The sequence below is a fragment of the Hydrogenophaga sp. genome, assembly GCF_011772445.1.
Lineage (GTDB): Bacteria > Pseudomonadota > Gammaproteobacteria > Burkholderiales > Burkholderiaceae_C > Hydrogenophaga.
The window spans coordinates 1-25,568 of sequence record NZ_WVZN01000013.1 but is presented as its reverse complement, the minus strand read 5'-3'; the positions used below and the strand labels follow the sequence as shown (position 1 = coordinate 25,568).

The following is a 25,568-nucleotide window of genomic DNA, read 5'->3' as shown; positions in this document are numbered from 1 at the left end:
ATGCTGCAACAACTCCACCCCGAGGGCTGGCTGCCCGCCAAGGGCTACGCCAACGGCATCGCCGCGCGCGGCACGCAGATCTTCGTCGGCGGCCAGATCGGCTGGAACGGCCAGCAGCAATTCGAGAGCGACGACTTCATCGCCCAGACGCGCCAGGCCTTGCAGAACGTGCACGAGGTGCTGGCCTGCGCGGGCGCCGGCCCCGAGCACATGGTGCGCATGACCTGGTACATCCTCGACCGCGACGAGTACAACGCGCGCCTGCGCGAACTCGGCGAGGCCTACCGCGCGGTGATGGGCAAGCACTTCCCCGCCATGACCTGCGTGGAAGTGCGCCGGCTGGTGGAGGCGCGCGCGAAGGTGGAGATCGAGGTGACGGCGGTGCTGCCCGACGCGCCGCCTCGGGGCGCCTGAGCGGCGCCCCCGGGCTCAGGCGCCATCCGCCCTGTCGTGCGGCAGCGTGAAGCTCACGCGGCAGCCCTGGCCCGGCGACGACTCGCAGCGCATGCCACCGCCGTGGCGCTCGATGATGCGGCGCGCGAACGCCAGTCCCGTGCCCAGTCCGTCGAATTCAATCCCGTGGTGCTGGCGCTGGAACAGCATGAACAGCTTGTCCGAGGCGCGCCGGTCGAACCCCACCCCGTTGTCGTGCACGTGGAACACGCGCGCACCGTTCTCGCCTTCGTGCCAGCCCAGCTCGATCACCGGGCGCTCCACGCCGCGCGTGAACTTCAGGGCGTTGTCCAGCAGGTGGGAAAAGACCTGAGCGAGCAGCACGGGGTCGCCACGCACGCCGGGCAGTCTGTCGTCGATGCGCCAGTCGACCGTGGCCGCATGGGCATCGCGGCCCAGCTGGGCGAGCACCCCCTGCACCAGAGGTCCCAGGGGCACGAACCGCAGGTCCAGCGGCACGCGGGACAGGCGCGCGAATTCGAGCAGCGCGTTGATCATGCCGCTCAGCCTGTCGATGGCGCCCAGGGCCGATCGGGTGTACTCCCCCGGCGGGGAATCGTCGGCCCTCCCGCTGTGCTCGCCCATCAGTCGCAGGTAGCCCCGGGCCTGGCGCAGCGGCCCGCGCATGTCGTGCGACAGGATCTGCGTGAAGGCATCGATGTCGCGCATGGCCACGGCGTGCGCGTGCATGCTGCTTTCGAGACGCACACGCAGGTCCTCGGCGTGCGTGTAAGGCACGAGCGCCTCGCGGTCCTGCCAGCGCGACAGGTCGAGCACCATGGTGTCGAAGCCCAGGTACAAACCGCTGGGATCGACGAGGGGCATGCCCATGAGCAATGCCGAGAAGTGCTCGCCGCCGTGGCGGTGCAGCGCCAGCCGCAGCTCACGCATCTGGCCGGTCCGGCGCATGCCTTCCATGAACGCATCGAGTTCGCCCGCGCGCTCGTCGTGGTCGGGGACACCCAGGAAGTGCGCCAGCGGGGTCATGCCGTGAGCCTGGCCGTCGAACCAGGCGTGCGCCGTGGTGTTGGCGCTGTGCACCATGCCATCCGCGGTGATCAACAGCAGCGCGCACGGCAGGCGATCTCCGGGCGGCAATGGCCACTCGGCCACCGGCAACACGGAGAGCAGGGGTCGGTTCGACACGGCAGGCAATCGTTCAGCGCAACACGCCCTGGCGCGTGTTCGTTGCATGATGCAGCGTTCGCTCACGCGGCGCCAGCCGGGGCGCCGCCTCACCCTGTCAAGACTGTCAGGTGCGCACGCGGCCGTCGCCAGTGAGCATCGACAGCTCGGCAAAACGCGAGGCCACGTGGTTGTCGGCGCCGAGCGAAATGCTGAAGCCACCAAAAGTGGTGTCGCCGATGGCCTCGAGGCCATTCACCAGCGAGTCGGCGTTGAGGCGCCCGGACGCGCGGCGCGTCCCCTCGGCGAACAGCCGCGCGGCCAGGAAGCCTTCGAGGCTGGAGTAGTTGGGCTGCACCTTGTTGCCACCGCGCGCGATCGCGTCGAGGAACTCGCGCGTGACGGGTCGCGTGGTGGAGAACGGATTGGGCACCACCTGCGAGATGGCCACGCCCGCGCCGTCCTTGCCGAGTGCGTCGGCCAGCGCCTGCGTGCCGACGAAGGACACGTTGAAGAAGGTGCCACCGAAGCCGGCCTTGCGCGCCTCGCGCACGAAGGCCGCGCAGGAGGCGTAGGCGCTGATCTGCACGACGGCCTGCGGCTTGGCCGCGACGATGGCGGACACGGCCTTGGCGACGTCCACCGAGTTGCGCTCCACCGTGGCGGTGGCCTTGGGCTTGAGCTTGCGCTGCTCGAGTGCAAGCGTCACACCGTCCAGGCCAGCCTTGCCGTATGAATCGTTCTGGTGGAACACCGCGATGTCGTTGAGGCCCAGGCTGGTGAGCTGGCGCACGATCAGCGCAGTCTCGTCGTTGTAGGAGGCGCGCAGGTGGAACACCAGGCGATTGAATGGCTGGCGCAAGCCCATGGCGCCCGTGAAGGGTGCGATGAAAGGCGTGCCGTCCTTGATGGCCAGAGGCAGCGCCGCCAGGCTGGTGGGCGTGCCGATGTAGCCGAACAGCGCGGTGCAGCCGCGCGAGAGCAACTGGCGGGTGTTCTCGGCGCAGCGGTCGGGCTCGTAGCCGTCGTCGAGCTTGACGATCTCGATGCGCTGGCCACCCACGCCGCCCTGCTGGTTGAGCTGATCGAAATAGAGCTGTGCGCCCGCGTTGAACTGGATGCCCAATTGCGCGGCCGGTCCGCTGAACGCGGCCGACTGACCGAGCACGATGCGGTTGTTCTGCGCCAGCAGCGCCGGTGCGGCCAGGCTGGCGGCCCCACCGATGGCGGTGGCCGCGAAGGCACGGCGGGTCAGGCCCGTGGCAAGGGCGTGGGGGGGCGTAGGGCGCATCGGGCTGGACCTCCTGGGATCGGGCTGCAAGCAGGACAAGCGGATACCGGGTGACGGTATCCAGACGTTGCGCATGCTACCGATCGTTCGCGCCGGCGCGACCACGCTTGCCCGCCCAGGGCCACCGTTGATCGCGAGGTCGCGCGAACCGTGCCTAGAACCGCCGCGTGAGCTCGATGCCCGCCGACAGCGAGCGTCCCGCGCCGGGCTCGAAGAAGCGGCCATTGCCCTCGTTGACGATGACCGATCCCGCGTGACGGCGATCGGTCAGGTTGTCCAGACGCAGGAACTGCCGCCAGGTCCAGGGGCCGGTGCTCTGTTCGAAGCGTGCGCCCAGCGCGAACAGGGTGTAGGCCTCGGCCGCATCGGTGTTGAGGTCGTTCACCTGGACGCGCCCGCTGCGCCGCGCCTCCAGCGTGAACACGCCCCCCACGGTGGCGGCCCAGCGCGGTGTCCAGGCCACTTGCGCGAAAAACTGCTGCGCCGGCAGGCCGGGCAAGCGGTTGCCGGCGGGAATGGGCGTGGGCGGGTTGACGGTGGGACACAGCGTCGCAGTGCACGTCAGGAAACCGTCGCGGTAGCGCGCGCTCATCGCCGTGTAGGCGCTGGTCAGCGTGAACTCGCCGACGCCCCATTCGCCCGCGAGTTCCAGGCCCTGGCGTTCGGTTCGGCCCGCGTTCTGGAAGGTGGAGCGTCCGCCCGTGTTGTTCTGCACCACGATCTCGTCGCGCGTGCGGATGTCGAACAGCGTGGCGGACCACAGGCCCGCGGCGTGGCGGCCGCGCAGACCGATCTCGGCGCTGGTGCTGCGCGCCGCGTTGAGCTCGGTGTTGAGCCCCGCGCCGCCGCTGCTGCGGTAGGCGGCCTCGTTGAGCGTGGGCGTCTCCAGCCCGCGCCCCACGCTGCCGAACGCCTGCAGGCCTGGCGCAAGGCGCCAGCGCGCGCCCACCACGGGCAGCGTGCCGCTGTAGCGCGCGCTGCCGCTGTCATCGCCGTTGGCCAGGAACCGGTCGTTCGATTCGAAGCGCGTGCGCACGTGGCGCACGCCGCCTTCGAGCGTCCAGTCCTCGCGCGTCCAGGCGGCGCGCAGGTAAGGGTCCAGCGAGTCGGCGCGGTTGGTCTCGTCGCGCCGCAGCGGGCCCTGAACGCCCAGCGTGGTGCCGACGAAGTTGTTGTAGCCGCGGCGCGCGTCACTCTGGCGGTCCATCGCCAGGCCCGCGCTCAGGTCGAGCTCGCCGCCCTGCCATTCGCGCTGCAGCCGCCACCGCGCGTTGAAGCCCCAGTAGTCGCGGTCCAGGTCGATCACGCCGCCCGAGCTGCCCGGCGCGGCCTGCGCACCGGTGGGGATCGACTGGAACTGCACCACGCGGCGCTGGCCTGCGTAGCCCATCAGCTCGACCCGGTGGCCGCCACCGAGCGACTGGTCCCAGGCCAGGCCGGCCTGCGTCTGCGACACCGACTTGCGCGTGTTGAAGTTGATCGCCGCCGCGTCGGTCTGGGTGGGGTCGGCGTCGAACTGCGCGCGCGTCAGCCCCAGCGGGTCGAGCGAGAAGCCGCTCTGGCGGTTGAAGACGAGCGTGGTGCGGCCCCCCTCGTGCGCGCGCGACAGCTTGGCATTGGCCGTGCTGCGGTGCGCGGCCGACTGCGGGCGCTGGCCGTCGGTCTCGAAGCGGCCCACGTCCAGCGCATACGACCAGCCCGGCGATTCCACGGTGCCGGTCTGCCCGAGGACCTGGGTCGACAGGCGCCACAGGCCGTCGGGCCCGGCGGCCAGGCCGGTGCGCCATTCACCCGGGCGCGTGCCGTCCTGCGTATAGAGCAGGATGGCGCCACCGCTGGAGGCGCCATAGAGCGCGGCGAACGGCCCGCGCACGACCTCGATGCGGTCGGCACTGCCGAGCGGGAAATTCGCGGCCTGGCCCGATCCGTCGGGTGCGCTGGCCGGGATGCCGTCCACGAAGAGGCGCACGCCGCGCACGCCGAAGGTGGCGCGCGAGCCGTAGCCGCGAATGGACACCTGCAGGTCCTGCGCGTAGTTCTCGCGTTGGCGGATCACCAGGCCCGGCACGCGGCCCAGGCCTTCGGACAGGTTGATCTGCAGCTGGCCTTCGCGCAGCTCCCGGCCATCGACCACGTCGACGCTGGCGCTGCCCAGCCAGCGTTGGGCGGCGTCGGCGCTGCCGCGGATGACCACGGGCGCCAGCGCGCCGCCCTCGGGGGAGGCGGTCTGGGCATGGACGGCGGTGGCGGCAAGCGCGCCGATGAGCGGCAGGTGGGCGGCAAGTCTCATGGGTCTCCTCGGGTTCTGTCGGCAGGCGCCGTGCGCGCGACTGCCGGGCCATTGTGGGAGGGATATTTCCCACGCTGCAGGGATCCATGCAATAACCAACCCCACCCAACGTTATGCGTCACGAAATGGAACACGGCCCCCGCCCACCCGCAGGCCTTCGGCGACGCGCCGTGCTGGGCCTGGGCCTCACGGCCTGCGCGGCGCCGGTGAGGCCCGCACCGGCTCAGGTCCAGGCCGCCGACGCGCCGCTGCGCCGCCCGATTCCTGCCACGGGCGAGGCCATCCCCGCCATCGGCCTGGGCAGCTGGATCACCTTCAACGTGGGCAACGACCCGCAAGGCCGCGCGCGGTGTGCCGAGGTGGTGCGCGCCTTCTTCGCCGACGGCGGGCGACTGATCGACAGCTCGCCCATGTACGGTTCGTCGCAGCCGGTCATCGGGCAGGCGCTGGCCTCGCTGGGCGGGCAGGCACCGGTGTTCTCGGCCGAGAAGGTCTGGACGGGCAGCGCCGCGCGCGGTCCGGCGCAGATCGAGGCGTCGCGCGACCACTGGGGCGTGCCGCGCTTCGACCTGCTGCAGGTGCACAACCTGCTGGGCTGGGAGGACCACCTGCCGATGCTGCAGCGCATGAAGGCCAGCGGCCGGTTGCGTTACGTCGGCATCACCACCTCCGAGGGCCGCCGCCACGACGAGCTGGAGCGCATCCTGCGCACGCAAACGCTCGACTTCGTGCAGCTCACCTACAACCCCCTGGACCGCGAGGCCGAGCAGCGACTGCTGCCGCTGGCGCAGCAGCGCGGCGTGGCGGTGATCGTCAACCGCAGCTTCCGCGAAGGCCAGCTCACGCGGGCGCTGGCGCGCCACCCCCTGCCCGGCTGGGCCGGCGAGCTGGGCGCCACCAGCTGGGCCCAGCTCATCCTGAAGTTCGTGCTCGCCCACCCGGCCGTCACCTGCGCCATCCCCGCCACGCGGCAGGTGGCGCACGTGCGCGAAAACCTGGCCGCCGCGCGCGGGCCGCTGCCCGACGCGGCGCAGCGCGAACGCATCGCCCGCGCGATCGGCGCGCTGTGAGGGCCCGCCAATGAACGAATGGTGGACCTACCGCCCTTCGGACTTCCTGATGTTCGCGCCCGACACCTACTGGCGCCTGTTCGAGTTGCACAACGCCGCCTGGTGGCCGCTGGGGCTGCTGGCCAACGTGCTGGTGCTGGCCCTGGCGCTCGCCTTGTGGCAAGGACACGAACACGCCGCGCGGCGGGGCATGGCGCTGATGGCCGCGCTGAGCGCGCTGGTGGCCTGGGGCTTCGTGTGGCGGCTGTACGTGCCCATCAACTGGGGCGCGCAAGCGCTGGCGGGGTTGTACGCGCTCGCGGCGCTGGGCTGGCTGCTGCTGAATGGCACAGGCGGGCGGGTGCGGCGCTCGCGCGCGGGCAGCGTGTTGCTGCTCATGGCGGCCCTGTCATGGCCATTGCTCGCACCGGCGGACGGCCGGCCCGTCGTGCAGGCCGAGTTCATCGGCCTGGCGCCCGACCCCACGGCGGTGGCAGGCCTGGGCCTGCTGCTGCACACGCGCCCGGCCTCGCGCGCGGGGCGCTGGCTGTGGTGGGCGCTGCTGGGGCTGGGCACCTTGGCCTGCCTGGTCAGCGCCACCACGCTGGCGACAATGGAGCAGGCCCAGGCGTTCGCGCCGCTGGCGGCGGCGGCGATCGCGCTGGGCGCTGCGATCAGGCGGCGGGCGTAGCGGACCGTTCGCTCTGGCGGCGGCGGCGCACCAGGCCGGCGACGGCGCCCAGGCCGGCCAGCAGCATGGCGTAGCCCTCGGGCTCGGGCACCGGGCTCGCGAACGAGGTGCGGCCAGGGCTGCCGATGTCGCCCAGGCTGCTGGCCCAGGAGCCTTCGATGTCACCCACGGACGAGAACACCCACTGCGACACGTCGTTCGCGCCCAGCGCGTCGGCGCCGGTGGCGCGCCCGCTGATGCCGCGCGTGCGCGGGTCGCTGCCGTAGGTGAGGCGGTCCACCAGGTTGCCGGCGCCGTCGAAGAGGTTGATCTCGTCGCCGTTGCCCAGGTTGTTGGTATACGGGCCCCAGACCTTCACGCTGGCGTCCAGGCCCCAGGCGCTGCGGAAGGCGCTCGCGTTCATCTCGGTGATGATCACCGACTCGCCCGGCGCCACGATGCCGAAGGCGGAGAGCGGAAAGGCGCCCGAGAGGCGCGAATCGTCGTCGTAGCTCCAGCCGGTGAAGTCCACGGCGGTGGGGCCCAGGTTGGTGAATTCGATGAACTCACGGTCGGTGCTGCCAGCGCCCTGGTACATCCATTCCGTGATCACCACACCGCTGGTGGCGGCGAACGAACCGCAGGCGGTGAACGCGGCCACGGCGAGGGCGGCGAGTTGCTTTTTCATGCTCAGGCTCCTGTTGATGGAAGTGACGAAGAACGGGGATCAGGCCTTGCGGCGGCGCGCGGCGCCGGCAACGGCGAACAGGCCGGCCAGCCACATCGCGTAGGTCTCGGGCTCGGGCACCGGGGCGGTGAGGATGTAGACGAAGGGCGATTCGTCGGTGATGAAGATCGTGCCGTCGGCGGCGATGGTCACGCCCTCGGCAATGCCGCTGATGGTGGTGAAGGCGAAGGCGCTGAGCACCTGACCGGTGCGCGTCACCTCCAGCAGGCGCTGCGATTCCTGGCTGTAGATCAGCAGGTGGTCGGCGAAGCTGGCGCCGGTGAAGCCGCTGAGCACCTGCACGTCCGACAGGTCGGCCACGCCGAGCTTGGGCGTGAACAGAGGGCTCATGGTGTGCGTGCCGTTGGCGAAGTCGATGCTGCCGACCTGCACGGCCTGCGGGTTCTTTTCCTTCACCGCCACGAACTGGCCACTGGCCCGGTCGTAAGAGAGGCCCTCGATGCCCTCGTTCCCCACGGTGGCCCCCAGGGAGACGGACTGCAGCGAACCGCGCGAGGCGTTGCCGCCCGCCTGGTAGCTCAGCTTGTAGACGTCCTGGATGCGCTCCTCGCCGATGACGAACTCGCCATTGCCGATGTAGGTCAGCGCCTCGGTGTCGTCGAAGCCGCTGAGGCTCATGCTTCCGATCACCGTGCCGTCGCGCGCCACCTCGGTGATGAAGTCGCCCTCGTCACCCACCACGAACAGGGTGTTGGTGTCCCAGTTCCAGGTGATGGCCGAGGACTCCGAGGCGGTGCCCGGCAGGGCGAAGCTCGAGGTGAGCGTGTAGCGCGACAGGTCCAGGGCCTGGGCTTGCGCGGCCACGGGGGCGAGGAAAACACCCAGGAGCGCCATGGCCGCGGCCACGCGCTTGAACGAAGGGGAGGGCATGGTCTGGTCTCTCTGTTGTGTCCGGGAAAGGTCCCCGAGCGATTCTGGAAACCGAACATGAACAGATGAAACAATCGAGGCCTCTCCGAATGGTCCCATCGGACCATGGGCAGGAACTTGCAACATGAGCCTCCATCCCCCCCGCGTCCTCAGCATTGCCGGCAGCGACTCCGGCGGTGGGGCCGGCATCCAGGCCGACCTCAAGACCATGAGCGCGCTCGGCTGCTTCGGCATGTCCGCCATCACCGCCATCACCGCTCAGAACACGCAAGGCGTGCGCGCCATCCAGGCCCTGCCTGCGCCCCTGCTCGAACAGCAGATCGACGCCGTCGTTGAGGACATCGGCGTGGACGCGGTCAAGATCGGCATGCTGCACGAGCCCGAGGTGGTGCGCGCGGTGGCGCGCGCCATCGACCGCCACCAACTGCAGCGCGTGGTGCTCGACCCCGTGATGGTGGCCACCAGCGGTGACCGGCTGATCGCCCCGGACACCATGGCCGTGCTGGTGGCCGAACTGTTCCCGCGCGTCACCGTGATCACGCCCAACCTCGACGAAGCGGGCTGGTTCGTGGGCCACGCCATCCCCACGGCCGACGCGCTGGAGGGCGCCGCGCGCGAGCTGCGCGCCCTGGGCGCGCGCGGCGTGTTGCTCAAGGGTGGCCACCTCAGCGGCCCGGTGCTCACCGATCTGTTGCTCGATGCCGATGGGGTGACGCGCTGGGCCGCAGAGCGCATCGACACCCCCAACACCCACGGCACAGGCTGCACCCTGTCCAGCGCGATCGCCTGCGGGCTGGCACGCGGCCTTCCCCTGGCCGACGCCGTGGCCCGGGCGCGCGACTACGTGCGCGCCGCCCTTTACGCATCGGCCCAGTGGCGCCTGGGCCGCGGCCACGGGCCGCTGAACCACGGCTTCTCGCCCCTGCCCACCACCGTGCACACGCAAGAGCGCTAAGCTTTCGCTCTGTCACCCGTTCTCATCAAGGAGCCCCCATGAGCAAGAAGACCGCCAAACCCGTCATGGCCGTGAACATCGGCATCAGCGAAAAAGACCGCGCCGCCATCGCCAAAGGCCTGAGCCACCTGCTGGCCGACACCTACACGCTGTACCTCACCACGCACAACTTCCACTGGAACGTGACGGGCCCCATGTTCAACAGCCTGCACGACATGTTCATGCAGCAATACACCGAGCTGTGGAACGCGGTCGACCCCATCGCCGAGCGCATCCGCTCGCTGGGCCACGTGGCGCCCGGCAGCTACGCCGAGTTCGCCAAGCTCAGCTCACTGCCCGACGCGCCCGCCACGCCGCCCAAGGCGCTGGAGATGGTCGCCATCCTGGCCAAGGGCCACGAGGGCGCGGCGCGCACCGCGCGCGCCATGTTCGATCTGGTCGACAAGGCCAGCGACGAACCCACCGCCGACGTGCTGGTGCAGCGCCTCACCGTGCACGAGCAGACGGCGTGGATGCTGCGCTCGCTGCTGGAGGAGTAAGCCGGACGATCCGCCGCCGGGCCGCCCCGAGGCGGATCAGCCTGCGACCCGCGCGGCGGCGGAGCGTGGGGGCTCATGGGCGCCCCACCACAGGGCCAGGCCCATCAAGGCCACGCCCGCCATCTGTGCTGGCGCGAGCCAGCGGTCGTAGACCAGCGCGTCGCACACCAGCGTCGCCCCCGGGTAAACGAACTGCAGCAGGGCGGTGCGCGAGGTGGCCAGCCGCGCCATGCCGCCGTAGATGAGCACGTAGGCCAGCCCCGTGTGCACCACGCCCAGCGCGGCCAGCCAGCCCCAGGCCGGCCCCCAGGCGGGCCAGCCGGCCGACAGCACCCAGGGCCACAGCGCCAGCGCGCCCACGGCGCATTGCCACCAGGCCAGGGCCAGCGGCGGCACCGGCGTGCGGGCGCGCAGCAACAGGCCCACCACCGTCTGCCCCACCACGGCCACCAGGCACAGCGCCACGCCCACCGCCGACACCACCGCCCCGGCAGCGCCCAGCAAGCCCGTGGCCAGCGACAAGCCGAACAGGGCCAGCCCCGCCGCCGCCAGGCGCGCGCGCGGCAGCGGCTCGCCCAGCCACCAGGCGCCGGCCAGCATCAGGCACAGCGGTTGCACATGAAAGACCACGGTGGCCAAGCCCACCGACAGGCGCTGGATCGCCGCGAAGAAGACGACCCAGCTCAACACCACCAGCGCCGCGGCCAGCACGACGCGCCACAAGGTGCCGGCCGGCAGCCGCCACAAGGGCGCGCGCCGCGCGGCCCAGGCCCACAGCGTGAGCGCCAGCAGCCCGAAGGCGCAGCGGAACCACGCGGCCGAGGCGGGGTCGCTGCCCGACTCCAGCAGGAACACGCCCAGCGTGCCCAGGATGAGTCCGCCCAGGGCCATGCGCCAGGCGGCCAGGCGTTCGTTGCGTGCGTCTTGGTCCATGCCCGCACTGTGGTCGCCCCATCAACTTTCGAGAAGCGGATAATTCGCATGAACTCCATTCGATAACCGGATTCATGCGCGCCGACGACCTGCAGATCGACTGGCTCAAGTGTTTCGTCGCCGTGGTCGACGCGGGCTCGCTGTCGGCGGCGGCGCCCGAGGTGAACCGCTCGCAGTCGGCGGTGAGCATGCAATTGCAGAAGCTCGAGCGCGCGGTGGGCAAACCGCTGCTGCTGCGCGGCCCGCGCCGGCTGGAGCTCACGCCCGACGGCCAGTCCCTGCTGGGCTACGCGCGCCGCCTGCTCGACCTGCACGCCGAGGCGCAAGCGGCCATGCGGCCCGACACCCTGCTCGGCCGCGTGCACCTGGGCGTGCCCGACGACTACGCCGCGCGCTACCTCACGCCGGTGCTCAAGCGCTTCGCGTCGCGCCACGCGGCGGTGGAGATCGAACTCGATTGCGAACAATCGACCCGGCTGATCCCGCGCGTGGCTCGCGGCGAGCTCGACCTGGCCCTGGTCTCGCGCGACCACGCGCAGCGCGGCACGCTGCTCTTCCACGAGCCGCTGGTGTGGGTGGGCTCGCCGCAGTTCGACGTCTGGCGCCGCGACCCCTTGCCCATCGCCGTGTACGAGGACGCGAGCCTGGCGCGCAAGCACGCGCTGACGACGCTGTCGCTGCAGGGCCGGCGGCACCGGGTCGTGTACCACAGCTCCAGCCTGCCGGGGCAGATCGCGGCGGTGGAAAGCGGCCTGGCGGTGGCCGTGCTCACGCAGTGCAGCGCACCCGCGCACCTGCAGGTGCTGGGGGCCGAGCATGGGCTCGGCCCGCTGGCGCCGATGGCCGTGGCGGCCTACCGCAGCCGCGCCTCGCGCGGCGCGCCCGCGGTGGACGCACTGCACCGCGTGCTGGTGCAGACCTTGCGTCAGGCGGCGTGAACAGGGCCTTCACACAGGCCCGCCACAATGACGCCGGATGACCGAAGCCTCTCCTGACAAGCTGCCACCCGTGCTCGCGGGCCCCGTCCTTCGCCGCGTGCAGGCCCGCCGCATCGCCTGGTGGATCGCCTGCAGCCACGCGCCCGCCCAGGTGCGCGTGAGCCTGCTGCCCGATGGCGGCGCACCTTCCACCCACTCACCCACCGTGCACACCCTGCGCGCGGGCGAGCACCTGGCCCTCCTGCTGATCGAGCTCGAACTCGACACCGATCTCACCGCCGGCCTCTGGACCGGCTACCGCTTCGAGTTCGCCGACGCCGCTGGCGGCTGGACGCCGCTCGACGACCCCGCGCTCTGCTACCCCGGCCGCGACACGCCCGGCCTGCGCTTCGCCCCCGGGGTGCGCGCGCTGCTGCACGGTTCCTGCCGCAAGCCGCACCACGCCGGCGGTGGTGACGGCCTGGCCCGTGCCGACACGCACCTCGACCATCTGCTGCGCGACGCCGCCAACGACATCACCCAATGGCCTTCCGCCCTCGTGCTCAGCGGCGACCAGGTCTATTGCGACGACGTGGCCGGACCGATGCTGCGCGCCATCCACGGCCTCATGCAGCGCCTGGGCCTGCGCGAGGAAGCCATCGCCGGCGCCGACGGCAGCGAGGTGCGCGGCACCAGCGACCTGCTCGCCCACCCCGACACCTACTACCGGCGCGAGCAACTGCTGCCCCGCACGCCCCGCAGCGAACGCCTCATCGATCTGGTGTTCGAGGGCGTCAAGAAGCCCATCTTCACCACCGACAACGCGCACAACCACCTCATCACCCTGGGCGAGGTGCTCGCGATGTACCTGCTGGTGTGGTCGCCCCTGCCCTGGCGCGGCCTGGACCTGTCGCCCCCGCCCGGCCTGAGCGACGAGAACGCCGAGCGCTACGCCCGCGAGGCGCGGGCCATTCACGACTTCCGCCAGGGCCTGGGTGCCGCGCGGCGCGTGCTCGCCCACCTGCCCGTGGCCATGGTCTTCGACGACCACGACGTCACCGACGACTGGAACCTCAGCCGCGAATGGGAAGACGTGGCCTACGGCCACCCCTTCTCGCGCCGCGTCATCGGCAATGCGCTCATCGCCTACCTGCTCAACCAGGGCTGGGGCAACCGGCCCGAGGCCTTTGGCGGCGCCGCCCTGCTCGATGCCGTGCAGGCCGCGCTCGACGAGCCCGGCGGCACAGCGCACGACGCCCTCATCGAACGCCTGCTGCACTGGCGCGACTGGCATTACGTGTGGCCCACCACGCCGCCGCTGATGGTGCTGGACAGCCGCACGCACCGCTGGCGCTCCGACCGCTCGCCGCGCCGCCCTTCCGGCCTGATGGATTGGGAGGCCCTCACCGACCTGCAGCAGGCCCTGCGCGGCCACCCCGCGGTGCTGCTGGTGGCCTCGGCGCCCATCTTCGGCGTCAAGCTCATCGAGACCGTGCAGCGCATCTTCAGCTTCTTCGGCCACCCGCTGCTGGTGGACGCCGAGAACTGGATGTCGCACCCCGGTGCCGCCAGCGCCATGCTCAACATCTTCCGGCACCCGAAGACGCCACAGACCTTCGTGGTGCTCTCGGGCGACGTGCACTACTCCTTCGTCTACGACGTGGCCTTGCGCCCACGCGGGCGGCGCCAGTCTCCTCTGGCGGATCCCGCGCCCAGCCCGCACATCTGGCAGATCTGCAGCAGCGGCCTGCGCAACACCTTCCCGGAGGGCCTGCTGGAGAAACTCGACCACCTCAACCGCTGGCTGTTCTCGCCGCGTTCACCGCTCAACCGCTTCACGCGCCGCCGCCACATGAAGGTGACGCCGCGCAAACCGGAGGGCACGCCGCACGGCCGGCGCCTGCTCAATGGCGCCGGCATCGGCCTGGTGCACTTCGACGAACGCGGCGCGCCGGTGCGCATCCGGCAGCTGCTCAGCGACGGCCGCGAGGTGGACTTCGTGCCGCGCGAGGCGGAAGCGCGCGAGGATTGAATCCGGGCGCCGGCCCTCCGCCGATCCGCCGGACGCACCCCGTGATCCCCTTCACGGGACACCGTCCGCCCACTGCGCTAAGGTCAGCGGCTCCATGGAAAACGCCTTCGACAAGCTCGTCGCCGTCTGCGAGCGCATGCGCCACCTCACCGGCACGCTGGAGACCATCCGCAACCTGCTGATGGCCGACGTGATGACCAGCAGCGACGACACCCGCGCCGCCATGGGCGACACCCAGGAAACCGCGCGCGGCCTGTTCATCCACGCCATGGGCCTGCGCCAGCGCGCCGGCACCGACCTCGAGTCCACCGTGCAGCTCATCGCCGCCGACACCGCCTCCGAACACTCGGCCCAGCGCCAGGAGTGGCTGCTGCTGTGCCGCGACCTGGCCGGCACCTTGCAGGGCATCGACGGCGTGCTCACCGAACTCGAACAACACTTCCGCCGCTGAACACGTGCACGGTTCGCCATTTTGGTGAATAATGGTTCGCATGTGTGCATTTCCGCAAATTGCAAAACTGAGCGATCGCCCCGGCTCCCCCGGTCATCGCCCGGGGAGGCGGCCGTGCACGACGAACTGAAAGATCCCGCGCGCGCGCTGGCCTGGGCCGTGGAGGTGCTGCGCCCGCCGCGCATGCCGATCGAACGCATCTCGCTGCACCTGAGCACGCGCCCGCACGACGCCAGTGGCGAGGTGGTGCAGGGCCGGGGCATGCCCGATGCCGCTGCGCCGCGCGAGGCGCGCCAGTCGGTGCTGCGCCTGTACGCCGAGTCGGTGCTCTTCCTGGTGGTCGAACTGCGCGCGGAGCCCTCGCGCCGCCTGCCTGGCCGGGTGCAGCTCTCCCTGCCCGACCTGGACGCGCGTGGCACCGCCGCCCTGGGCAACGCCGCCTGGGTGGTGGCGCGCCGCGCCATTGCGCACCACGGTCAGCTTTGCGGCACCGTGGCGCCCGCCGCCCCTGCGGCCGACGGCCCGGCGCGTCCGCTGGAGCCCGGCGGCCCGACCATCCAGCTCGAACTGCAGCGCCTGCTGGCCTTCGAGGAACTGGGCGCGCGCATCGAACAGGCCGCCGCCGATGGCGACCCGCAGGAAGTGCACTGGCGCTACGAACGCAGCCGCCTGCAGGACGTGTTCCGCCGCTACCCCTGCCCGCCCGATCTGTTCGAGCAGTTGTGGGCCGCCTACCGCTCCTTCGTCGAGGGTCTCGGCCCGGTGGCCAGCTTCGAGCAGTTCTACACCGCGCGCATGTGCGCCGGCGGCTTCCTCGAAATGCGCGCCAACAGCGCCTTCGGTCTGCTCGAACCGCTGCGCGCCTGAGCGGCGCGCCGCCCATCCGACAGCGGCGGCCAACGAAGGTCGGCGCTCACTAACTCACTTTGTTGAAGCTAAACTCCGCAAAGTGTGAAATACCAATGACACCCTGGTCGAGGGCCGCGCCCCGGCCCCACGAGACATGAACGCAAGCACCCTCAAGCGACCCCTGGTCGATCTGTCCAAACCGCGCTCGCAGCGGCCCATGATGGGACTGGACATCGAGGAATGGCGCGGCGAGCACAACCTCTCCAAGTACGACGCGCAGTACGCGCTGGGGTTTCGCAACTCCAACCACTACAACAGGATGTGCGCCCTGCCCCTGCTGCCCGAGGCGCTGGAGCTGCTCATCCGCCTGTACGAAGAGGTGCCGCGCGAGCGCGGCTGGGCGCGCTACTCCATCAAGGAACTGTTCCACCTGATGTACGACCCCGCGCTGGAGCCCTTCGTGGGCACCGAGCTGGAGACCTGGGCGCGGGTGGACCTCGGCACGCGCTTTGCCAAGATCTTCGGCCGCTCCTCGGCGCGGCAGTACCAGTGGCTGTCCGACGACCGCCGCCGCAACGACACCGACCTGCCCGCCTACGCGGTGATCGAGTGCATCCTGAGCAAGCTCAAGCAGGTGGACGACCCGCGCGAGGTGCTCGAACGCGTGGCGAAGAAGGTGTGGGCGATGCGCGGCGTCGACCTCGACGTGGCGTACCGTGTGCCCACGCCCGACTTCCCGCCCACGCGCGAGAAGACCGGGCGCAAGCCTGGCGTGAAATCGAAGAAGGCCGCCGCGCCCGTGCGCAAGGCGGTGGCCCGCAAGGCCTGAACGCGGCACGGCAACAGGAGACCGCCATGGTGGCCAAGCAACGCGACATGATCCAGCTGTCCTTCCTGGCGCACACGCGCGACGTGCCGGAGCGCATCCGCCTGCGCGACTGCAGCCTGGCCTTCGCGGGCCACAACGCCGAGCTGTCCATGGGGCTCATCACCGGCGTGTACGGCGGCAGCGCCAAGCAGGCCGCGCTGGTGGCCGCGTCCAGGTGGACGCAGGAGCATCAGCGCGCGGCGGGGCTCAACCGCGTGCTCATGGTCGACCTGAACTACCGCGTGGACAACTTCCACCTCACGCGCGAGCAGGCGCGTCGGGACACGGTGGCGGAAACCGGCTGGATTCACTTCGACCGCATCGGCGCGGCGCTGCGCGACGAGCTGCGCGACCAGTGGGTGGAGTGGATCGTGCGCGACACGGGCGCGCGGCGGGCCTCGGTGGCCGACGAGTCGCTGGTGGACCTGGCCCTGAAGTACCCCGACTGCGTGGCCAAGACCTTCCAGCACGAGAAGGCGGTGCGCTGCATCGTGCACCCGGTGAACCCGGCCATCGACCCATCCATCGTGCTCTGGGCGGCCACCCTGCGCTACGACAAGAAGCGCTTCGAGGACGCCAGCGTGCGCTTTCTGCCGCACATCCAGATCCAGCTCTGAGGGGGGCGTTGGTGTTTTGCGCGGCTTCCTCGCGCTGGTTTCTCGTTGAGACCTCGCGCTGACGGCTGGCGTGGTCCGCGTTCTCCGGCCCACGCTCGCGCAGATGTCCCCGGGCGCTCCACCGGGCCTGCGTCAACACCGTGATTGGCGCGCCCCCTCTGTGGCAAGCGCGAATGGGGCCTGCGCCCGCGAACCCCACCATCCGTCGAGAGTGACGCCCGAGCGCGCCACGAGGAATCCGGGCTCCCCTTATTGGGGTCAGATTCCATTTAATCGCTGAGCGAAGGGAAGTCCGGTCTTCTATGGCCGGCCAGCCCGCTACTGGGGTCGATGGTGCGGGTGTCCGGGCGTAGGCCCCATTCGCGCTTGCCACAGAGGGGGCGCGCCAGCCGCGGTGGTGACGCCAGCCCTGTCCGAGCGCTTGGGCGCCTCTGCGCGAGCGTGGGCCGGAGAACGGGCACACGCACCAGCGGCCCTCGCGAAGCAGAGGCGCGAAAGGCGGCGCACCCAGAAACGTCCACCCCAAGCCGCACCCCCGACACCGTCAGGCCGGCCGTCCCAACCGCTCATCCCGCCAACGCCGATTGCGTCCGGCGCGTCGCTTGACGGGTCACCTGTCCATATTACGATTCGCGACTATACATTTCCACAAATCACAAATAGCCCGTCCAGGGAGCGCCCTTGAACCCGTCGATGCTTTCCTCCATCCACGCCAGCCTGCAGCAGATGCAGACGGCGCAGGCCCAGCTCGCCGACGTGCTGCCCTCGGGCGCGGCGCAGGGGCCTTCCTTCACGCAACACGTCGGTGGCCTGCTGCGCGCCGCCGACGACAAGGGCCACGCCGCCCAGGCTGCCGTCAGCGCCGTGGAGAGCGGCCGCAGCGACGACCTGGTCGGCGCCATGCTCAAGAGCCAGGAAGCCAGCCTCAACTTCAACATGATGATGCAGGTGCGCAACAAGGTCGTCGGCGCCTTCGACGAGCTCATGAAGCTGCCGATCTGAGGCACCGATGGCCCACACGCCCCATATCCTTCCGCCCGCCGCCGGCGCGCGCCTCACCGCGCTCGACCCCTGCGAACTCGGCCGGCCCATCCACGCGCTGGACTCGTTGTTCCAGCTCACCCAGCAGGACCTCGACCACGCCCTGGCCACCGCCTTCCCCGGCCGCGTGGGCGCGCCGGTGCGCCTGGGCGGCGTGTCGCATGGCCGCACCAACCCCATCGAAACCACCCTGCGCTGGGCCACCTACCGCAGCGGCGTGGGCCGCAGCGCCTTCGCCATCGAGCGCTCGGCCCTCACCGCGCTGCTGGCGCGCCGCTATGGCTCCACCGACTGGGAGCTGGGCGCGCGCTGCGTGCCGCCGCTGGAAACCGCCACCGAGCAGCGCCTGGCCGCGCAGCTCGGCCAGTTGCTCAGCCAGGCGCTGATGCGCCGCATCGGCGCCCGTGAGCCCACGGCCGACGGCGAATGGGCGCTGCAGCTCGAACAGGACCTGCCCACCGCACGCTGTCCCCTCAGCGGGCCGACCATGTTCCTGTGGGCGCAGGTGCTCGCCGGTTCGGCGCCGCTGGGCCTGGTGGTGTTCGCGCTCGACAGCGACACCCTGGCCACCGCGCTGCGCCAGCTCGCCCCGGCGCGCCGACAGTCCGCCGCGCGCGCCGCCGACGGCGCCAGCCTGCGCCGCGCGCTGCCCTTGCGCCTGGACGTGCGCCTGGCCCAGAAAACCTTGCCGCTGGGCGAGTTGCTCGGCCTCAAGCCGGGCGACGTGCTCGCCATCTCGCTCGACACCGCCACCGTGCGCGTGCAGGACAAGCCCGTGCTCAAGGCCATGGTGGTCGAGAACAAGGGCCGCCTGTGCCTGACCAACCTGCAGGAAGTCTGACCATGTCCACCGACAGCTCCACCTTCGACCCCCTCGCCACCGCGCCCGGCACCGACGACGCCTTCGCCGCCGTGATGCAGGAGATGGCCAGTGCCACCGAGGCCGCCGCCCCGGCGCCCGCGCCCGCCGCGCCCTCGCTCGGCCTGGGCCGCCTCATGCGCCGCATCCCCGTCACGCTCACGCTCGAACTCGGCTCCGCCAAGGTCTCGCTGGAAGACGTGGCCCACCTGCGCCCCGACAGCGTGGTGGAACTCGACGTGCTGGCCGGCGAGCCGCTCACCATGAAGATCAACGGCGTGGCCATCGGCAAGGCCGAGGTCGTGGTCAGCGGCGAGAACTACGGCCTCAAGGTCATCGAGGTCAGCGACCTGGACCTGGACAGCTTCACGTCATGACCCTCGCCCTGCGCCCGCGCGGCGCGGCGCGGCTGGCCGCCGCGGCCGGCGCCGGCCTCGCCCTCGCCACCCTCGCCTGGCCCGAGGGCGCGTTCGCGCAGGCGGCCAACAGCGCCGGCGCGGCCGCGGGCGGCGGCTTGCAGATCTTCAGCAGCACCACCACCGGCAACACCACCGACTACACCGTCAGGACGCAGATCCTGATCATCATGACCCTGCTGGGCCTGCTGCCCGCCATGGTCCTGATGATGACCAGCTTCACCCGCTTCATCATCGTGCTCTCGCTGCTGCGCCAGGCCCTGGGCCTGCAGCAGGGCCTGCCGGCGCGCGTGCTCACCGGCATCGCGCTCATCCTCACCATGCTGGTCATGCGCCCCGTGGGGGATCGCATCTGGACGGAGGCCCTGCTGCCCTACGACCAGGGCAGCATCGGTTTGCAGGAGGCACTGAACCGCGCCGAGGTGCCGCTGTCGCGCTTCATGCTCGCGCAGACCAGCCAGGCCTCGATCACGCAGATCGCCACGCTGTCGGGCGCGCCCGCCGTGAGCGATCCGGCCCAGCACCCCTTCACCGTCAAGCTCGCCGCCTTCGTGCTCAGCGAGCTCAAGACGGCCTTCATGATCGGCTGCATGCTGTTCATCCCCTTCCTGGTCATCGACCTGGTGGTGTCCTCGGTGCTGATGTCCATGGGCATGATGATGCTGCCGCCGGTGGTGATCTCGCTGCCGTTCAAGCTCCTGCTGTTCGTGCTGGTGGACGGCTGGACCCTCACCGTGAACACGCTGGTGACCAGCGTGCGCGCCATCTAGAAAGGCGATGCGATGACCCCCGAGATCGCCGTCGAACTGGTGGCCGAGTGCCTCAAGCTGGTGGTGCTGATCGTCGTCGTGCTGATCACGCCCAGCCTCATCGTGGGCGTGCTGGTCAGCCTGTTCCAGGCCGCCACGCAGATCAACGAGCAGACCCTGAGCTTCCTGCCGCGCCTGCTGGTCACGCTGGCGGCCATCATCGTCATGGGCACCTGGCTCACCGGCAAGCTCATGGACTACGCGCGCGCCATCTTCGAGCGCGCGGCGCAACTGGCCCTGTGAGCCCCGCGCCATGGAACCCGTCTTCGGCCAGATGCTCGCCACGCTCATGGCGCTGTGGTGGCCCTTCGTTCGGGTGCTGGCCATCCTCACGTTCATGCCCGTCATCGGCGAGAACATGGTGCCCGTCACCGTGCGCGTGCTGCTGGCGCTGACGCTGGCGGTGGTGCTGCTGCCCATCGCGGCGCCCGCGCAGCCCATCTCCCCGTTCTCGCTGCTGGGCATCGTCACCACCATCGAGCAGGTGGCCATCGGGCTCATCCTCGGCATCGGTTTCCAGATGATCATGGCGGTCTTCGCGCTGCTGGGCTACATGGCCTCCAGCCAGATGGGCCTGGCCATGGCGCAGATGAACGACCCCGTGAGCGGCGCCTCGTCCGACGTGGTGAGCGCGCTCATCTACATCCTCACCATCCTCATCTTCTTCGCCGTGGACGGCCACCTGGTGTTCAGCGGCGTCATGGGTTCGAGCTTTCGCGCCTGGCCGGTGGGCGCGGGCATCCCCGAGCAGGCGCTCACCGTGCTGCCCCTGCAGGTGGGCTGGGTCTTCTCGGCCGCGCTGCTGCTCTCGCTGCCGGTGATCTTCTCGGCCCTGGTGGTGCAGATCGGCTTCGGTTTCCTCAACCGGGTGGCGCCCACCTTCAACCTGTTCTCGCTGGGCTTCTCGCTCATCATCGTCTTCGGCCTGTTCATGCTCGGCGGCATGCTGCAGCTCATTCCGCAGCAGTACGTGAACCTCACCACCCGGGTGCTCGAGATGCTGGAACAGTTGATGCGGAACTGACATGAGCCAGGACCAGACCGGCGACAAGACCGAAGCCGCCACCCCGCAGAAGCTGCGCAAGGCGCGCGAGCAGGGGCAGGTGGCGCGCTCGAAGGACCTGGCCACCGCCGTGGGCCTGGTGGTCTGCCTGCAGGCCATCGTCCTGCTGGCGCCCGGTTACCTGGCCGACTTCCGCCGCCTCTTCACCCTGGGCTTCGTGGTGGCCGAGGGCGACGGCGCGCTCGACAAGCTGTTCTCGCACGCCTTCGTGCCCGTGATGCTGCTGCTGGGCAAGATGCTGCTGCCGCTGTTCATCGTGCCGCTGTGCGTGCTGGCCGCCTCGCTGTTCCCCGGCGGCTGGATCCTGAGCACCGAGAACCTCATCCCCAAGCTGGAGCGGCTCAACCCGATGAACTACTTCCAGCGCATCACCAAGGCCAAGCACCTGGCCGAGTTCGCCACCACCGCGCTCAAGGCCTTCACGCTCTTCGGCGTTCTGTACGTCGTCATGAACGGCAGCATCAAGGGCTTCCTGCGTGTGACCGCCCTGCCCCTGGGCGAGGCGCTGCCGCAGGCCCTGTCGCTGGCTCAGGCCGCCGTGTTCTCGCTGGTGGCGGTGTTCGTGCTCTACGCCCTCATCGACGTGCCCATCCAGCGCCTGGTCTACCTGCGCGAGCAGCGCATGAGCAAGCGTGACATCAAGGAAGAGCACAAGACCACCGAAGGCCGGCCCGAGGTGAAGGCTCGCATCCGCCAGATCCAGCAGCAGATCGCGCGGCGCGGCGTGCGCAAGACCGTGCCCACCGCCGACGTGGTCATCGTCAACCCCGAGCACTACGCCGTGGCCATCAAGTACGACGCGCACAAGGCCGACGCGCCCTACGTCATCGCCAAGGGCCTGGACGAGATGGCGCTGTACATCCGCCGCATCGCCGAAGACGCTGGCGTGGAGGTGCTGCGCGTGCCGCCGCTGGCGCGCGCCATCTACAACACCAGCCAGGTGCGCCAGCAGATTCCCGCCACGCTGTACCAGGCCGTGGCCGTGGTGCTGCGCCACGTGCTCGCGCTCAAGGCCTTCCGCCAGGGCCAGCGCCGCAGCGAACCTCACCTGCCCCATGACCTCGACGTGCCCGTCCACCTGAGCGGCGCCGGACCGACATGAACCCCATGAACTCGCTGTTGAACGACCTGAAGAAGCTGCGCGTCGCCGCGCCGCTGCTGCTCATGGCCCTGCTGGCCATGATCATCCTGCCGCTGCCGCCGCTGCTGCTGGACGTGCTGTTCACCTTCAACATCGTGCTGGCGATGATCGTGCTGCTGGTGGCCGTGAACGTGCGCCGCCCGCTGGACTTCTCGCTCTTCCCCACCGTCATCCTGGGCGCCACGCTGCTGCGCCTGATGCTCAACGTGGCCTCCACGCGCGTGGTGATGCTGCGCGGTCACGAAGGCACCGACGCCGCCGGCTCGGTGATCGAGGCCTTCGGCCACTTCGTCATCGGCGGCAACTTCGTGGTCGGCATCGTGGTCTTCGTCATCCTGGTGATCATCAACTTCGTGGTGGTCACCAAGGGCGCGGAGCGCATCTCCGAGGTCGCGGCCCGCTTCACGCTGGACGCCATGCCCGGCAAGCAGATGGCGATCGACGCCGACCTCAACGCCGGCCTGATCAACCAGGAAGGCGCGCAGGCCCGCCGCAAGGAAGTGGCCGGCGAGGCCGACTTCTACGGCGCCATGGACGGTGCCTCCAAGTTCGTCAAGGGCGACGCCATCGCCGGCATCCTGATCCTCATCCTCAACATGGTCGGCGGCGTGCTCATCGGCGCGCTCATGCACGACCTGAGCCTCGGCGAGTCCTTCAAGCTCTACGCGCTGCTCACCATCGGCGACGGCCTGGCCGCGCAGATTCCGGCGCTGCTGCTGTCGGCCGCGGCGGCCATCATCGTCACGCGCGTGAGCGACGCGGGCGACATCGAGAAGCAGGTGGGCCAGCAGCTGCTGGCCTCGCCCAACGTGCTGTACGGCGTGGCCGGCCTGCTCATCGTCCTGGGCCTGGTGCCCGGCATGCCCACGCTGATGTTCCTGGCCTTCGCGGGCGTGCTGGGCTACGTGGCCTGGCGCCTGGGCCAGCGCCAGGCGGTGGCGCCACCGGCCGCGCCCGATGCGCTGCAGGCCGCGCTGGTGACCGAGGCCGCGCCCGACATCGACTGGAAGAGCCTGCCCGTGGTGGACCCGCTGGCCGTGGCCGTGGGCTACAAGCTCGTGGGCCTGGTGGACCCGGCGCAGGGCGCGGTGCTGACCAAGCGCCTCAAGGGCGTGCGCCAGACGCTCAGCGAATCGCTGGGCATCGTGCTGCCGCCGATCCGCACACGCGACGAGCTGGGCCTCAAACCCACGCACTACCAGGTGCTGCTGCACGGCAGCGTGGTCGCCTCGGCCGAGATCTTTCCCGAGCGGCTCATGGCCATTCCTTCGCCCCAGGTGTATGGCGAAATCGACGGCATCCCCGGCGCCGACCCGTCCTTCCAGATGCCCGTGGTGTGGATCGAGCCCGCGCACAAGGCGCACGCCCTGGGCATGGGCTACCAGGTGGTGGACGTGCCCACCGTCATCGCCACGCACGTGACCAGGCTCATCCGCGAGAACCTGCCCGAGCTGTTCCAGCACGAGGACGTGCCCGCCCTGCTGGAGCGCTGCGCCGCGCAGGCCCCCAAGCTGGCCGCCGCGCTGGAGAAGGCCTTCAGCCCCAGCCTGCTGCTCAAGGTGCTGCGCACCCTGCTGCAGGAAGGCGTGTCCCTCAAGGACGTGGTGCCTTTGGCCACCACCCTGCTGGAGAACGCCGAGACCACCAAGGACCCGATCCTGCTGGCCGCCGAGGCGCGCCTCACCCTGCGCCGCCAGATCGTGGCGCAGGCCTGCGGCCAGGTCGGCGAGGTCAAGGCCTTCAGCCTGGGCAACCAGCTCGAGGACCTGCTGATGCGCGCCCTGAGCCAGGCCACGCAGACCGGCAAGGCCGCGTTGGACAACTTCCCCATCGAACCGAATCTTCTTACCCAACTGCAATCGCATTTGCCCATGGCGCGTGAGCAGATGAAGCAGATGGCCGCGGCCCCCGTGCTGATGGTGCTGCCGCAGCTGCGGCCCGTGATGGCCCGCTACGCGCGCCTGTTCGCGCCCGGCCTGAACGTTCTTTCTTACAACGAAATGCCCGACAGCCGCAGCGTGGTGGTGGTGGGCTCAATTGGTTGACGTCGCAACCGATATACACCTGTTCCAACCCGGAGTCTCTCGAATGTTCAAGAACGTCAACATCGGTCCCCGCCTCACGATCGGCTTCGCCATCGTGCTGGCCCTGCTGGTCGGCACCACCGCCCTGGCCTGGATGGGGCTCAACGCCGCGCTGCGCGCCACCGAGAGCATCGTCTCGGTGCAACAGCGCCTCAACATGTCCCAGGAGTGGGCCGCGCAGACCACGCTGAACGTGAACCGCGTCATGGCGCAGGCCATGTCGCGCAACGACCCGCGCGTGGTCGACCACTTCACGCCGCTGATGGCCCAGTCCGCCAAGGACGTGGCCGCCCTGCAGAAGGAGCTGGAGACCCGCATCGTCAGCGAACAGGGCAAGACGCTGCTCGCCAGCATCGGCCAGAAGCGCGACGCCTACCTCGCCGTGCGCAAGCGCTTCTTCGACGCGCTGCAGATGGAAGACTACGGCGGCGCACAGGACATCCTGAACAAGGAACTCGCCCCCGCCGCCGAGGCCTACAGCGCCGAACAGCAGAAGATGATTGGCGGCCAGCGCGCCCTGATGGAGCAGACCGCCGCCGACTCTCGCACCGCCGTCAGGCGCCAGATCACCCTGCTGATGGCGCTGGCCGCCATCGCCGTCGCCATCGCCGCCTTCGTGGCCTGGGCCATCACGCGCTCTGTCACCGAGCCGCTGAAAGAAGCCCTGAGCGCCACCGACGCCGTGGCCGAAGGCGACCTGACCCGCGAGGTGCACGTCGACCGCCAGGACGAACTGGGCCGCCTGCTCGGCGGCCTGGCCCGCATGCGCGAATCGCTGGTGAAGACCGTGGGCCAGGTACGTTCCGCCACCGACAGCATCAACACGGCCTCGGCCGAGATCGCCACCGGCAACCAGGACCTGTCGGGCCGCACCGAGCAGACCGCCAGCAACCTGCAGGAAACGGCGGCCAGCATGGAACAGCTCACCAGCACCGTGCGCCAGAGCGCCGACGCCGCGCGCCAGGCGAATCAGCTGGCGGCCAGCGCCGCCGAGGTGGCCGCGCGCGGCGGCTCGGTGGTCTCGCAGGTGGTCACCACCATGGACGAGATCAATTCGAGCTCGCGCAAGATCAACGACATCATCGGCGTCATCGACGGCATCGCCTTCCAGACCAACATCCTGGCGCTCAACGCCGCTGTGGAAGCCGCGCGCGCGGGCGAACAGGGCCGCGGCTTCGCCGTGGTGGCCGGCGAGGTGCGCAACCTGGCGCAGCGCAGCGCCGAGGCGGCCAAAGAAATCAAGGGCCTCATCAGCGCCAGCGTGGACCGGGTCGAAGCGGGTAGCCAACTGGTGGCCAACGCCGGCGAAACCATGACGCAGATCGTGGGCTCGGTGCAGCGGGTGACCGACATCATGGGCGAGATCTCGGCCGCCGCCGGCGAGCAGAGCGACGGCATCGGCCAGGTGAACACCGCCGTGAGCCACCTGGACCAGATGTTGAGTTGCAATAGGTTGTTCCCGGAGAGCCGGGAGGCCGGAGGCTTGTAGCCGAGGGCC

General features: G+C 70.2%; 26 protein-coding genes. 20 read left to right on the top strand and 6 right to left on the bottom strand.

Features of this window, described 5'->3' with window-relative positions; genetic code table 11:
- Nucleotides 1-414: a RidA family protein gene (locus tag GTO19_RS05825; RefSeq protein ID WP_291019075.1), complete on the top strand. Its 414-nt coding sequence runs from the start codon at nucleotides 1-3 to the stop codon at nucleotides 412-414.
- 15 nt (nucleotides 415-429) lie between these two features.
- On the opposite strand, the gene GTO19_RS05820 is transcribed toward GTO19_RS05825, so the two are convergent.
- The 3 genes from GTO19_RS05820 to GTO19_RS05810 form a co-directional block, all read right to left on the bottom strand.
- Nucleotides 430-1,599 carry an ATP-binding protein gene (locus GTO19_RS05820; protein ID WP_291019073.1) on the bottom strand — a complete coding sequence of 390 codons (1,170 nt, stop codon included), beginning with the start codon at nucleotides 1,597-1,599 and terminating at the stop codon, nucleotides 430-432.
- A gap of 106 nt (nucleotides 1,600-1,705) precedes the next feature.
- Complete coding sequence (locus tag GTO19_RS05815) at nucleotides 1,706-2,869, bottom strand: ABC transporter substrate-binding protein (protein WP_291019071.1); 1,164 nt, start codon at nucleotides 2,867-2,869, stop codon at nucleotides 1,706-1,708.
- A 154-nt stretch (nucleotides 2,870-3,023) separates the two neighbouring features.
- Nucleotides 3,024-5,159: a TonB-dependent receptor gene (locus tag GTO19_RS05810; protein ID WP_291019069.1), complete on the bottom strand. Its 2,136-nt coding sequence runs from the start codon at nucleotides 5,157-5,159 to the stop codon at nucleotides 3,024-3,026.
- Between the two features lie 125 nt (nucleotides 5,160-5,284).
- On the opposite strand from GTO19_RS05810, the gene GTO19_RS05805 reads away from it, so the two are divergent.
- Nucleotides 5,285-6,229 (top strand): aldo/keto reductase, encoded by a 945-nt coding sequence (locus tag GTO19_RS05805; RefSeq protein WP_291019068.1) that lies wholly within the window; start codon nucleotides 5,285-5,287, stop codon nucleotides 6,227-6,229.
- A 10-nt stretch (nucleotides 6,230-6,239) separates the two neighbouring features.
- On the top strand, nucleotides 6,240-6,899 hold the full coding sequence (locus GTO19_RS05800; protein WP_291019067.1) for a DUF6064 family protein: 660 nt from the start codon (nucleotides 6,240-6,242) through the stop codon (nucleotides 6,897-6,899).
- Here GTO19_RS05800 and GTO19_RS05795 read toward each other — a convergent pair.
- Entirely contained in the window at nucleotides 6,883-7,566 is a 684-nt protein-coding gene (locus GTO19_RS05795; protein ID WP_291019066.1) for a lamin tail domain-containing protein, read from the bottom strand. The two genes, GTO19_RS05800 and GTO19_RS05795, sit on opposite strands and share 17 nt — an antisense overlap.
- Before the next feature lie 39 nt (nucleotides 7,567-7,605).
- Nucleotides 7,606-8,496 (bottom strand): SdiA-regulated domain-containing protein, encoded by an 891-nt coding sequence (locus GTO19_RS05790; protein WP_291019065.1) that lies wholly within the window; start codon nucleotides 8,494-8,496, stop codon nucleotides 7,606-7,608.
- 124 nt (nucleotides 8,497-8,620) lie between these two features.
- Between GTO19_RS05790 and thiD the strand changes: the two genes are divergently transcribed.
- Together thiD and GTO19_RS05780 are read left to right on the top strand one after the other, a co-directional pair.
- Entirely contained in the window at nucleotides 8,621-9,451 is an 831-nt protein-coding gene (thiD, locus tag GTO19_RS05785; RefSeq protein WP_291019063.1) for a bifunctional hydroxymethylpyrimidine kinase/phosphomethylpyrimidine kinase, read from the top strand.
- A 38-nt stretch (nucleotides 9,452-9,489) separates the two neighbouring features.
- Nucleotides 9,490-9,990 carry a Dps family protein gene (locus GTO19_RS05780; RefSeq protein ID WP_291019061.1) on the top strand — a complete coding sequence of 167 codons (501 nt, stop codon included), beginning with the start codon at nucleotides 9,490-9,492 and terminating at the stop codon, nucleotides 9,988-9,990.
- Nucleotides 9,991-10,026: 36 nt separating this feature from the next.
- Here GTO19_RS05780 and GTO19_RS05775 read toward each other — a convergent pair whose 3' ends face one another.
- On the bottom strand, nucleotides 10,027-10,923 hold the full coding sequence (locus tag GTO19_RS05775; RefSeq protein ID WP_291019059.1) for a DMT family transporter: 897 nt from the start codon (nucleotides 10,921-10,923) through the stop codon (nucleotides 10,027-10,029).
- A 74-nt stretch (nucleotides 10,924-10,997) separates the two neighbouring features.
- On the opposite strand from GTO19_RS05775, the gene GTO19_RS05770 reads away from it, so the two are divergent.
- The 15 genes from GTO19_RS05770 (at nucleotide 10,998) to GTO19_RS05700 (ending at nucleotide 25,559) form a co-directional block, all read left to right on the top strand.
- On the top strand, nucleotides 10,998-11,861 hold the full coding sequence (locus GTO19_RS05770; protein WP_291019058.1) for a LysR substrate-binding domain-containing protein: 864 nt from the start codon (nucleotides 10,998-11,000) through the stop codon (nucleotides 11,859-11,861).
- A 37-nt stretch (nucleotides 11,862-11,898) separates the two neighbouring features.
- Complete coding sequence (locus tag GTO19_RS05765) at nucleotides 11,899-13,872, top strand: alkaline phosphatase family protein (protein ID WP_291019057.1); 1,974 nt, start codon at nucleotides 11,899-11,901, stop codon at nucleotides 13,870-13,872.
- Nucleotides 13,873-13,966: 94 nt separating this feature from the next.
- The gene (locus GTO19_RS05760) at nucleotides 13,967-14,323 is read left to right on the top strand and encodes a hypothetical protein (protein ID WP_291019056.1); all 357 of its coding nucleotides are present in this window, start codon (nucleotides 13,967-13,969) and stop codon (nucleotides 14,321-14,323) included.
- A gap of 114 nt (nucleotides 14,324-14,437) precedes the next feature.
- Entirely contained in the window at nucleotides 14,438-15,190 is a 753-nt protein-coding gene (locus GTO19_RS05755) for a hypothetical protein (protein WP_291019054.1), read from the top strand.
- Between the two features lie 136 nt (nucleotides 15,191-15,326).
- Nucleotides 15,327-16,001, top strand: coding sequence for a hypothetical protein (locus tag GTO19_RS05750; protein ID WP_291019053.1), 675 nt, complete (start codon nucleotides 15,327-15,329; stop codon nucleotides 15,999-16,001).
- A gap of 26 nt (nucleotides 16,002-16,027) precedes the next feature.
- Nucleotides 16,028-16,657 (top strand): hypothetical protein, encoded by a 630-nt coding sequence (locus tag GTO19_RS05745; protein WP_291019050.1) that lies wholly within the window; start codon nucleotides 16,028-16,030, stop codon nucleotides 16,655-16,657.
- Nucleotides 16,658-17,338: 681 nt separating this feature from the next.
- Entirely contained in the window at nucleotides 17,339-17,659 is a 321-nt protein-coding gene (locus GTO19_RS05740) for a flagellar hook-basal body complex protein FliE (RefSeq protein ID WP_288251905.1), read from the top strand.
- A 7-nt stretch (nucleotides 17,660-17,666) separates the two neighbouring features.
- The gene (locus GTO19_RS05735) at nucleotides 17,667-18,539 is read left to right on the top strand and encodes a FliM/FliN family flagellar motor C-terminal domain-containing protein (RefSeq protein ID WP_291019048.1); all 873 of its coding nucleotides are present in this window, start codon (nucleotides 17,667-17,669) and stop codon (nucleotides 18,537-18,539) included.
- Nucleotides 18,540-18,541: 2 nt separating this feature from the next.
- Entirely contained in the window at nucleotides 18,542-18,934 is a 393-nt protein-coding gene (locus GTO19_RS05730; protein ID WP_291019046.1) for a FliM/FliN family flagellar motor switch protein, read from the top strand.
- Nucleotides 18,931-19,743 carry a flagellar type III secretion system pore protein FliP gene (gene fliP / locus GTO19_RS05725; protein ID WP_291019044.1) on the top strand — a complete coding sequence of 271 codons (813 nt, stop codon included), beginning with the start codon at nucleotides 18,931-18,933 and terminating at the stop codon, nucleotides 19,741-19,743. Before GTO19_RS05730 ends, fliP begins: the two co-directional genes overlap by 4 nt.
- A gap of 12 nt (nucleotides 19,744-19,755) precedes the next feature.
- A complete protein-coding gene (fliQ, locus tag GTO19_RS05720) occupies nucleotides 19,756-20,025 on the top strand; it encodes a flagellar biosynthesis protein FliQ (RefSeq protein ID WP_291019042.1) in 270 nt (89 codons plus the stop codon).
- Between the two features lie 10 nt (nucleotides 20,026-20,035).
- Entirely contained in the window at nucleotides 20,036-20,806 is a 771-nt protein-coding gene (gene fliR / locus GTO19_RS05715; RefSeq protein ID WP_291019040.1) for a flagellar biosynthetic protein FliR, read from the top strand.
- A gap of 1 nt (nucleotide 20,807) precedes the next feature.
- Nucleotides 20,808-21,947, top strand: a complete 1,140-nt coding sequence (gene flhB / locus GTO19_RS05710; protein ID WP_291019038.1) for a flagellar type III secretion system protein FlhB — start codon at nucleotides 20,808-20,810, stop codon at nucleotides 21,945-21,947.
- A complete protein-coding gene (locus GTO19_RS05705) occupies nucleotides 21,944-24,031 on the top strand; it encodes a flagellar biosynthesis protein FlhA (RefSeq protein ID WP_291019036.1) in 2,088 nt (695 codons plus the stop codon). The genes flhB and GTO19_RS05705 overlap by 4 nt, the downstream gene beginning before the upstream one ends.
- Nucleotides 24,032-24,074: 43 nt before the next feature.
- Complete coding sequence (locus tag GTO19_RS05700) at nucleotides 24,075-25,559, top strand: methyl-accepting chemotaxis protein (RefSeq protein WP_291019034.1); 1,485 nt, start codon at nucleotides 24,075-24,077, stop codon at nucleotides 25,557-25,559.
- The last annotated feature ends 9 nt before the right edge of the window (nucleotides 25,560-25,568 follow it).

Excerpts from the sequence above, each read along its gene's own strand:
- GTO19_RS05810 (WP_291019069.1), bottom strand. The coding sequence starts at position 5,159 with ATGAGACTTGCCGCCCACCTGCCGCTCATCGGCGCGCTTGCCGCCACC.
- fliP (WP_291019044.1), top strand. The coding sequence starts at position 18,931 with ATGACCCTCGCCCTGCGCCCGCGCGGCGCGGCGCGGCTGGCCGCCGCG.
- GTO19_RS05745 (WP_291019050.1), top strand. The coding sequence starts at position 16,028 with ATGGTGGCCAAGCAACGCGACATGATCCAGCTGTCCTTCCTGGCGCAC.
- GTO19_RS05700 (WP_291019034.1), top strand. The coding sequence starts at position 24,075 with ATGTTCAAGAACGTCAACATCGGTCCCCGCCTCACGATCGGCTTCGCC.
- GTO19_RS05790 (WP_291019065.1), bottom strand. The coding sequence starts at position 8,496 with ATGCCCTCCCCTTCGTTCAAGCGCGTGGCCGCGGCCATGGCGCTCCTG.
- GTO19_RS05750 (WP_291019053.1), top strand. The coding sequence starts at position 15,327 with ATGAACGCAAGCACCCTCAAGCGACCCCTGGTCGATCTGTCCAAACCG.
- flhB (WP_291019038.1), top strand. The coding sequence starts at position 20,808 with ATGAGCCAGGACCAGACCGGCGACAAGACCGAAGCCGCCACCCCGCAG.
- GTO19_RS05815 (WP_291019071.1), bottom strand. The coding sequence starts at position 2,869 with ATGCGCCCTACGCCCCCCCACGCCCTTGCCACGGGCCTGACCCGCCGT.
- GTO19_RS05730 (WP_291019046.1), top strand. The coding sequence starts at position 18,542 with ATGTCCACCGACAGCTCCACCTTCGACCCCCTCGCCACCGCGCCCGGC.
- GTO19_RS05705 (WP_291019036.1), top strand. The coding sequence starts at position 21,944 with ATGAACCCCATGAACTCGCTGTTGAACGACCTGAAGAAGCTGCGCGTC.
- GTO19_RS05775 (WP_291019059.1), bottom strand. The coding sequence starts at position 10,923 with ATGGACCAAGACGCACGCAACGAACGCCTGGCCGCCTGGCGCATGGCC.
- GTO19_RS05760 (WP_291019056.1), top strand. The coding sequence starts at position 13,967 with ATGGAAAACGCCTTCGACAAGCTCGTCGCCGTCTGCGAGCGCATGCGC.
- GTO19_RS05825 (WP_291019075.1), top strand. The coding sequence starts at position 1 with ATGCTGCAACAACTCCACCCCGAGGGCTGGCTGCCCGCCAAGGGCTAC.
- GTO19_RS05770 (WP_291019058.1), top strand. The coding sequence starts at position 10,998 with ATGCGCGCCGACGACCTGCAGATCGACTGGCTCAAGTGTTTCGTCGCC.
- GTO19_RS05795 (WP_291019066.1), bottom strand. The coding sequence starts at position 7,566 with ATGAAAAAGCAACTCGCCGCCCTCGCCGTGGCCGCGTTCACCGCCTGC.
- fliQ (WP_291019042.1), top strand. The coding sequence starts at position 19,756 with ATGACCCCCGAGATCGCCGTCGAACTGGTGGCCGAGTGCCTCAAGCTG.
- fliR (WP_291019040.1), top strand. The coding sequence starts at position 20,036 with ATGGAACCCGTCTTCGGCCAGATGCTCGCCACGCTCATGGCGCTGTGG.
- thiD (WP_291019063.1), top strand. The coding sequence starts at position 8,621 with ATGAGCCTCCATCCCCCCCGCGTCCTCAGCATTGCCGGCAGCGACTCC.
- GTO19_RS05735 (WP_291019048.1), top strand. The coding sequence starts at position 17,667 with ATGGCCCACACGCCCCATATCCTTCCGCCCGCCGCCGGCGCGCGCCTC.
- GTO19_RS05780 (WP_291019061.1), top strand. The coding sequence starts at position 9,490 with ATGAGCAAGAAGACCGCCAAACCCGTCATGGCCGTGAACATCGGCATC.
- GTO19_RS05765 (WP_291019057.1), top strand. The coding sequence starts at position 11,899 with ATGACCGAAGCCTCTCCTGACAAGCTGCCACCCGTGCTCGCGGGCCCC.
- GTO19_RS05800 (WP_291019067.1), top strand. The coding sequence starts at position 6,240 with ATGAACGAATGGTGGACCTACCGCCCTTCGGACTTCCTGATGTTCGCG.
- GTO19_RS05805 (WP_291019068.1), top strand. The coding sequence starts at position 5,285 with ATGGAACACGGCCCCCGCCCACCCGCAGGCCTTCGGCGACGCGCCGTG.